This is a genomic window from Bacillus hominis (assembly GCF_018332515.1).
In the GTDB taxonomy this organism is placed as follows: domain Bacteria; phylum Bacillota; class Bacilli; order Bacillales; family Bacillaceae_G; genus Bacillus_A; species Bacillus_A hominis.
This window is the reverse complement of the sequence record NZ_BOQD01000015.1, coordinates 1-7,196: the sequence shown is the minus strand read 5'-3', so window position 1 is coordinate 7,196 and position 7,196 is coordinate 1. Positions and strand designations below refer to the sequence as shown.

Annotated in this window: 6 protein-coding genes; 5 read left to right on the top strand and 1 reads right to left on the bottom strand. The window is 34.6% G+C overall.

What is annotated here, in order from left to right; genetic code table 11:
• The 4 genes from KI356_RS02515 to KI356_RS02500 all read left to right on the top strand — a co-directional run.
• On the top strand, positions 1–1,155 hold a 1,155-nt coding region (locus tag KI356_RS02515), incomplete at its 5' end, for an ATP-binding protein (protein ID WP_438820834.1).
• 230 nt (positions 1,156–1,385) lie between these two features.
• The gene (locus KI356_RS02510) at positions 1,386–1,769 is read left to right on the top strand and encodes a hypothetical protein (protein ID WP_128282646.1); all 384 of its coding nucleotides are present in this window, start codon (positions 1,386–1,388) and stop codon (positions 1,767–1,769) included.
• Positions 1,770–1,870: 101 nt separating this feature from the next.
• Positions 1,871–2,980 carry a PRK06851 family protein gene (locus tag KI356_RS02505; RefSeq protein ID WP_212934714.1) on the top strand — a complete coding sequence of 370 codons (1,110 nt, stop codon included), beginning with the start codon at positions 1,871–1,873 and terminating at the stop codon, positions 2,978–2,980.
• A 113-nt stretch (positions 2,981–3,093) separates the two neighbouring features.
• Complete coding sequence (locus KI356_RS02500; protein WP_212934713.1) at positions 3,094–3,876, top strand: nucleotidyltransferase domain-containing protein; 783 nt, start codon at positions 3,094–3,096, stop codon at positions 3,874–3,876.
• 99 nt (positions 3,877–3,975) lie between these two features.
• On the opposite strand, the gene KI356_RS02495 is transcribed toward KI356_RS02500, so the two are convergent.
• The gene (locus KI356_RS02495) at positions 3,976–5,502 is read right to left on the bottom strand and encodes an FAD-dependent oxidoreductase (RefSeq protein WP_212934712.1); all 1,527 of its coding nucleotides are present in this window, start codon (positions 5,500–5,502) and stop codon (positions 3,976–3,978) included.
• Positions 5,503–6,083: 581 nt separating this feature from the next.
• Between KI356_RS02495 and desB the strand changes: the two genes are divergently transcribed.
• Entirely contained in the window at positions 6,084–7,169 is a 1,086-nt protein-coding gene (gene desB, locus KI356_RS02490; RefSeq protein ID WP_212934711.1) for a Delta(10) desaturase DesB, read from the top strand.
• Positions 7,170–7,196: the final 27 nt, after the last annotated feature.

Here is a 7,196-nt window from a genome sequence, read left to right as displayed (position 1 = left end):
ATATTCTTTCTATATGACATTATCTATTATTTCGTTTATCCTGCTATGAATATTAATGCAGCGAGGATAGGGTGGCCAGAAGGTGGTATGGGAATAGGTGTATATATATTAGTAATATCTTTATTTCCTATTTCAATATATTTTCAAAAACAAGGCTATGTATATTTTGTAAAATATTTATTTTTAATTGGGTACATGCTTATTGATCTTATTAATAACTTAATGATTTATTTACACAGTGATCGTGTTTTTGAAAATGGAAACATGGTTGAAATATTGTTAATTTTATTTGCACCGATTTTCGTGAATAGAAAATATTTTTATTTAGTTTCCTGTAGTGTAATTGGAAAATATGTATTTTTTACGTTTATATTACAAGATGTAAAAGTTGTGATTCCGCTTGTTTTATGTGTATTCTTTTTTATTATTTCACATTCTTTGTTAAAACGATTTCAATCTTATGTAAGAACCGTTGTTGAAATGATGAACAATATGAAAGAGACGGAAAATTTAGCTGTTATTGGTACAATGTCTACAACAATTGCTCACGAAATTCGAAATCCATTAACAGCTTTAAAAGGGTTTACGCAAATGCAAAAAGAAAGAAACCCTGCTGATACGATGAGCTATGACATTATGTTACAAGAAATTGAAAGAATTAACGGGTTTGTTAGTGAATTGATGTTATTAGGAAAACCAAAACCAATTAATTATGAATGGTGTAATATACGAGAAATCCTTTTATATGTTGTGCAGTTAATGGAAAGTTATGCGGCTCAATATAAAGTGAAATTCCACTTGCAAGTAGATGGGAATTTACCCGCTATAAATGGTGATGATAAGCAATTAAAACAAGTGTTGTTAAATATTATTAAAAATGGAATAGAATCGATGCAAGAAGGTGGAGACATTCATATTCGTGCATTCAAAAAAGCTGGAGATAATTTGTGTATTTCTGTTGAAGATCAAGGTTTTGGTATAGAGAATGAGAAAATAGAGAAAATCGGAAAGGCGTTTTATACAACAAAGGAGAATGGTACAGGCCTTGGGTTAATGATTACATACAAAATCATTGAGGAACATCAAGGGAGTATCGCGATTCAAAGTAGTATGGGCGTAGGAACGAAAGTGGAAATTTATTTACCAACAGTGTAGTACATTTGAAGAAATTATTTTTCAGAAAAGTGTTCTTGTTGTGTAAATATAAACATTTTATAAAATGTTTAAAGAAGGGTTTTTTTTATAAAACACTTCGTTTATAATGGAGGAAAATATCGACATGCGGCTTTTAGCTCGTGTAACGGTTCGGTAGTGTTATGAAAAGAAAAGAAGGGGTGCGGGGCGCATCCTTTTTTCTATGCAGATATGATGAAAGGGGTGGTATGATGGAATTAACATTAAATTCAACTGTATGTTTACACACGATTCAATTTCGAAAAGAGCAAAAGAATTATATTGTAAAAGATACGATTACAGGGGAGACATATGAAATGCCGCCACTTTGGATTGATGCACTAGCAATGATGCGTGACGGTTTTTTATTGAGAGAAATTGAGGAGAAATTAAAAGAAGAGTATCCGGCAGAAGAAGTAAATATGCTAGCATTCACGAGGCAACTGTTAGAACTAGAACTTGTCGGAATGGTAGATGGAGAAGAGATAGCTTGTACAAAGAAGAAAGATAAAGATTATTTAGCTTGGGTACGTCCAAGGGTGGAACAATTCTTTCTTAACTTAAATAAAAAATATAAAAGCAAAGGTCAAAAGTGATCTTTGCTTTTTTAGTGCAATACAAAATAGGTATTCACCCAAATAAAGATTTTCGCATATTGTAGCTTATGTAAGTAGAATGCTGCGAAGGAGTGAGTGCAGTGACAGGGAATGTATTGAATTATTATGCTGGTGGAAATACAGCTAGAGGATTTCACAACTTATATGAAGAGAATTTGAAGGGGCTAGACAGGTTGTTTATTTTAAAGGGAGGCCCAGGAACGGGAAAATCTTCTTTAATAAAGGCAATAGGGCGTGAATGGGTCGATAAAGGATATAATATTGAATTTTTACATTGTTCTTCTGACAATAAATCAGTTGATGGTGTGATTATTCCAAAATTAAAAGTAGGGATTGTTGACGGTACATCACCGCACGTTATTGAGCCGAAAATGCCTGGAGTTGTTGAAGAGTATATAAATTTAGGCGTTGCTTGGGACTCCGATAAATTAAGAAAGCAAAAATTAGAAATTGAACGATTCGTTTCAGAGGCGAGTAAAGCCTTTCAAGCAGCTTACGGGTATTTTAAAGAGGCGCTGGTAATACATGATGAGTGGGAGAAAATATATATTAGTAACATTGATTTTAATAAAGCAAACGAATTAACAGATCAGCTTATACAGAAATTATTTACAGATAAAAGTGGAAAAAAATCGATTGTGAAACATCGATTCCTAGGAGCTGCTACACCGAAAGGAGCAGTTGATTTCGTTCCTAATTTAACGGAGGGGCTCCCGCATCGCTATTTTATAAAAGGGCGCCCAGGTTCTGGAAAATCAACGATGCTTAAAAAATTAGCAAAGGCAGCAGAAGAAAAAGGGTTTGAAGTAGAAATATATCATTGTGGATTTGATCCGAATAGTCTCGATATGATTATCGTAAGAGAATTGGGATTTGCAATTTTTGATAGCACAGCACCGCATGAATACTTTCCAAGTCGCGTGGGTGACGAGGTTATTGATATGTATGATCTCATTGTTACACCAGGGACAGATGAGAAGTATGCGACGGAAATTCGTGACGTATCAATTCGGTATAAAACAAAAATGAATGAGGCGATGTCTTTCTTAGCAAAAGCGAAATCAGTCCGTGATAAATTAGAAAGAATTTATATTTCTGCTATGGATTATTCAAAAGTGGATGCATTTAAAGAGGAGATTCAAAAAGAGTTTGAACGCATTGCGGCTACTGTAATGGAAAAGAAAAAATAGGTGCTTTATTGAGCTGTCAGAAATTGTCTGACAGCTGTCTTAATATATTGTAAAATCAGTCGTATATTTGTCGAATTTCCAGGGGAATAATCAAAACATGGAGATGGTATGAAATGAGAGAGAAAATTGAATTAGAACTAGAACGAATTGAAAAAGAGAATGATGTGAAAATTTTATTTGCTGTGGAATCGGGAAGTCGGGCGTGGGGGTTTCCATCGAAAGATAGTGATTATGATGTTAGGTTTGTTTATATACACCCTGTAGAATGGTATTTATCAATCAATGATAAGCGTGATGTAATCGAATATCCAATTAGTGATGATTTAGATATAAGTGGTTGGGATATTAAAAAGGCATTGCAACTGTTTGCAAAGTCAAATCCAGCGTTACTGGAATGGGTTCGATCACCGATTTTTTATTCGAAAAACTCGAACCTTCCAGAACAGCTTCAGCAAATGAGCGAAAAGGATTTTGATCCGAAAGCAACAATATATCATTACTTACATATGGCTTCAAAAAACTATCGTGAATTTTTGCAAGGTGAGAATGTAAAGTTGAAAAAGTACTTTTATGTATTACGTCCTATTTTAGCTTGTAAATGGTTAGAGGAGAAATCGACTTTGCCTCCTGTAGAATTTGACCGGTTAATTACGGAACTATCAGTAGAGCGTAGTGTATTGAATGAGATTGAGAAGTTGTTAGTAAAGAAAAAAGCGGGTACGGAATTAGATGTTGGATTGAAAATTCAGGTGCTAAATCAATTTTTAGAAGAACAAATTAGTTACTATCAGCAATACGTGAAAGGAATTGAAAAGGGATTAGGGATCGATATTGAGAGTTTGAATACATTATTTCGAAATATGTTGTTTGAAGTATACAAAAAAGAGCACAAGTAAGTTTATGCTCTTTTTTGTGTTTTAGGAATAAAGAAAACGGTGCTAGTTATGGTTAGTCTTACAAAAGAGAGCGAATGAAAATTCACGCTGAATCTGTAATTATTCGTTATCAACTTGTTTCAATGGTTGATCTGCCGGACCTTCCATAACATCTCCATCAATTGAAAAACGAGAACCGTGGCAAGGACAATCCCAAGTACAATCACCGTTGTTCCATTCAACTTCACAGCCGAGGTGTGTACAAGTCGTGTCGACGATATGTAATTTTCCTTCTTTATCTTTATAGGCACCTGCTCGTTTACCGTTAACATGTACAACAGAGCCCTCGCCAACTTCAAGATCTTCTGGTTTACGTAATGCGGTTTCAATTTTCCCTTCAATTAAATGTTTAGCAACATCAATGTTTTGAGAAAGGAATGTTTTTATATCTGGATTTGCATGAAAGCGTGATGGTGCAAACAGTTCTTTATATGGACTTTGGATTTTTAGAATGGAGTCCTTCAGTAAATGGGCTGCTGCAGTTCCAGTTGTCATTCCCCATTTGCGATATCCAGTTGCAACAAATATATTTGGATTTCTTTCGTTAATATGTCCGATATAAGGGAGCTTGTCTAGAGTAATCAAATCTTGCGCTGACCATCTATAGGGAACTTCATCTACTCCAAAAGTTGCTTCAGCAAAAGAATATAGTGCTTCATAACGAAGCATCGTATTTATTCCTTGCCCTGTTTTATGACTTTCGCCGCCAATTAAAATTAATTTTTCACCATTGCTTGTTATAGAGCGTAAGGAGCGTTTTGGATCATCGATACTTAAATACATGCCCCCTGGATAATCTGTTTTTGCTTTTATTGCGAGAGCATAGGAGCGTTCTGCGTACATTCGCGTAAAGAAAAAGCTATTAGCATCATAAAAAGGAAAATGTGAACAAGAGACAACATATTCACAAGTGATGCGATGGCCCTCCTTTGTAATTACTTGTGGATAATCTCCCTTTTCCACATCCATAGCTGTTGTTTGTTCATAGACCTTTCCGCCCATTTCCACAAACTTTTCTAAAAGTGTTTTCAAATAAAGGAGGGGATGGAATTGTGCTTGATTTTTCATTACAAGTGCAGATTGTACGGGAATAGGAATCGACACGGATTGAACATAGTCACAAGGTATATTTAATTTTTGATAAGCTTCATATTCTTTCGATAAATTTCTTAATCCGTTATCAGTAGTTGTATATAAATATGAATCTTCATTTGAGAAATTACAGTCGATTTTATATGTTTGCACAGTGTCATTTATGAATTGTAGAGCATGATCATTTGAATCGTAGTAAAGCCTGGCCTTTTCAACACCGAAATGATTTATTAATTCGTCGTAAATAAGATCATGTTGAGCTGTTACTTTTGCGGTTGTATGTCCAGTCGTCCCGTTTAAAATAAGGCCAGAATCAATTAACACAACGTCGATGCCTTCTTTCGCGAGTAAATAGGCAGTAGTAATACCTGTAATACCAGCACCGATAACAGCAACTTTCGTCTTTATATTTTCGGATAAACGAGGGAAAGTAGGAAACGGAGTAGAGTCAATCCAATAAGATAATGGCAATTGTGGAAATGTATCACTTGTCATTGCGGAAACCTCCTGATTTTAGAATAATTTTCCTTTTAATATTTCCATATTATATGGAATTCATGTATGTTGTTTTAGTAGCATCCTATTTTTATTAAAAGAAATATAAAATTATTTTAATATAATTATTTTGTTGGGGCAGTATGAGGAAGTAGGATTTATATAAAGCTAAATTTAAGTGATGCGATTTGTGGATTACATAGAGAGTTCTTGAATGAGGTAGAGTCTATGGAGTTTAATTGGATGTATATGTATAGCGGATAAAGCCTTGTGAAATCTATACTTTTTCTTTAGTGCAATAAAGTGTAATTATAAAAATATAACCAACTTTTATTACTAGGTCATAAAAGTTGTTGACAATATAGAAATTCTATTGTTATGATTCATCATGTGGAAAGGTTGATAGAGAGTAAAAAGAGAAATGTTTTTCATTGATAATAAAAGCGAAAAATAAGTGACGGTAGAGTGAGTATATTTTCCTTATAATAAATGCTTTTTGGATCACCTAGTAAAATCAATCTGGAAGCAAGAATTAATATATGCAAGTTGCGCAGGGCGCGGCATAAGAAAGGGGCAAAAGGATGAAGGAGCTTCATACGTTTGGGTGGTATGCAGCACGTGTATCACCACATTTGCCGAAAAAAGCATTTAAACCAGTGCCTACTCGTTTATTTGGTGGACTGGCTTATTTACTTGTGGCATTAGCGGGGTTAATAGCGATTGGTGTATTTGAATTGAATGTGTGGGCAAATCTAGGAATTGCGATTGTTCTCGGATTATGTTTTGCTTCACTTGGATTTTTAGGACATGAAATTTTACATGGAACAGTTGTAAGAAAGGCATGGCTTCGTGATTTTTTAGGCGCGATAGCATTTATGCCATTATCAACTGGCCCAAAACTTTGGAGAAAGTGGCATAATGCAACGCATCATGTTCATACACAGCATGAAGAGAATGATCCAGATGCATGGCCGACATTTGAGAAACTAAAAAAGAGTAAGTTTTTGAGTTGGGTATATCGCATGCCCCTTCATGTACGTTCATTCTTTAGTTTTCTGTCACTAACAATTCAATTTACGTTACATTCGACTCGAATGTTCTTTCATTTTATAAAAGAATTTAAGTCATCCAATCAAAAATCTGTATGGCTACAACTTCTTTTGCCCTGGACAGTTTGGATTAGTTTATTGTTTATTATGGGACCTACAAAGTGGTTCTTTGCATACGTGATTCCGTTGTTAATTGCTAACTTTATTGTAATGGCATATATCGCAACAAATCATCGCTTAAATCCAATTGTTCCAGTAAATGATCCGTTAGCAAACTGTTTATCAGTAACAGTGCCGCGCTGGGTAGACGTTTTACATTTCAATTTCTCATACCATACAGAACATCATCTGTTTCCTGCTATGAGTTCTAAATACTATCCATTAGTAAAAGATAAAATTAAAGAAATGTGGCCGGAACGCTATCACGAAATGCCGATGACAAAAGCATTGGCAGCGCTTTGGAATACACCACGTGTGTATTATCACGGAAGTGAATTAGTGGATCCGCATAGGGAGCATTTCTATGGTTCTTTAGGAAATGGACTAGATCCTCATAATATTTCATATCGTGAGGAACATATAGAGGAAAACGAGACTATAAAAAAAGTAAATCAATAATGGATATACTTTATAACAAAAAGCAAG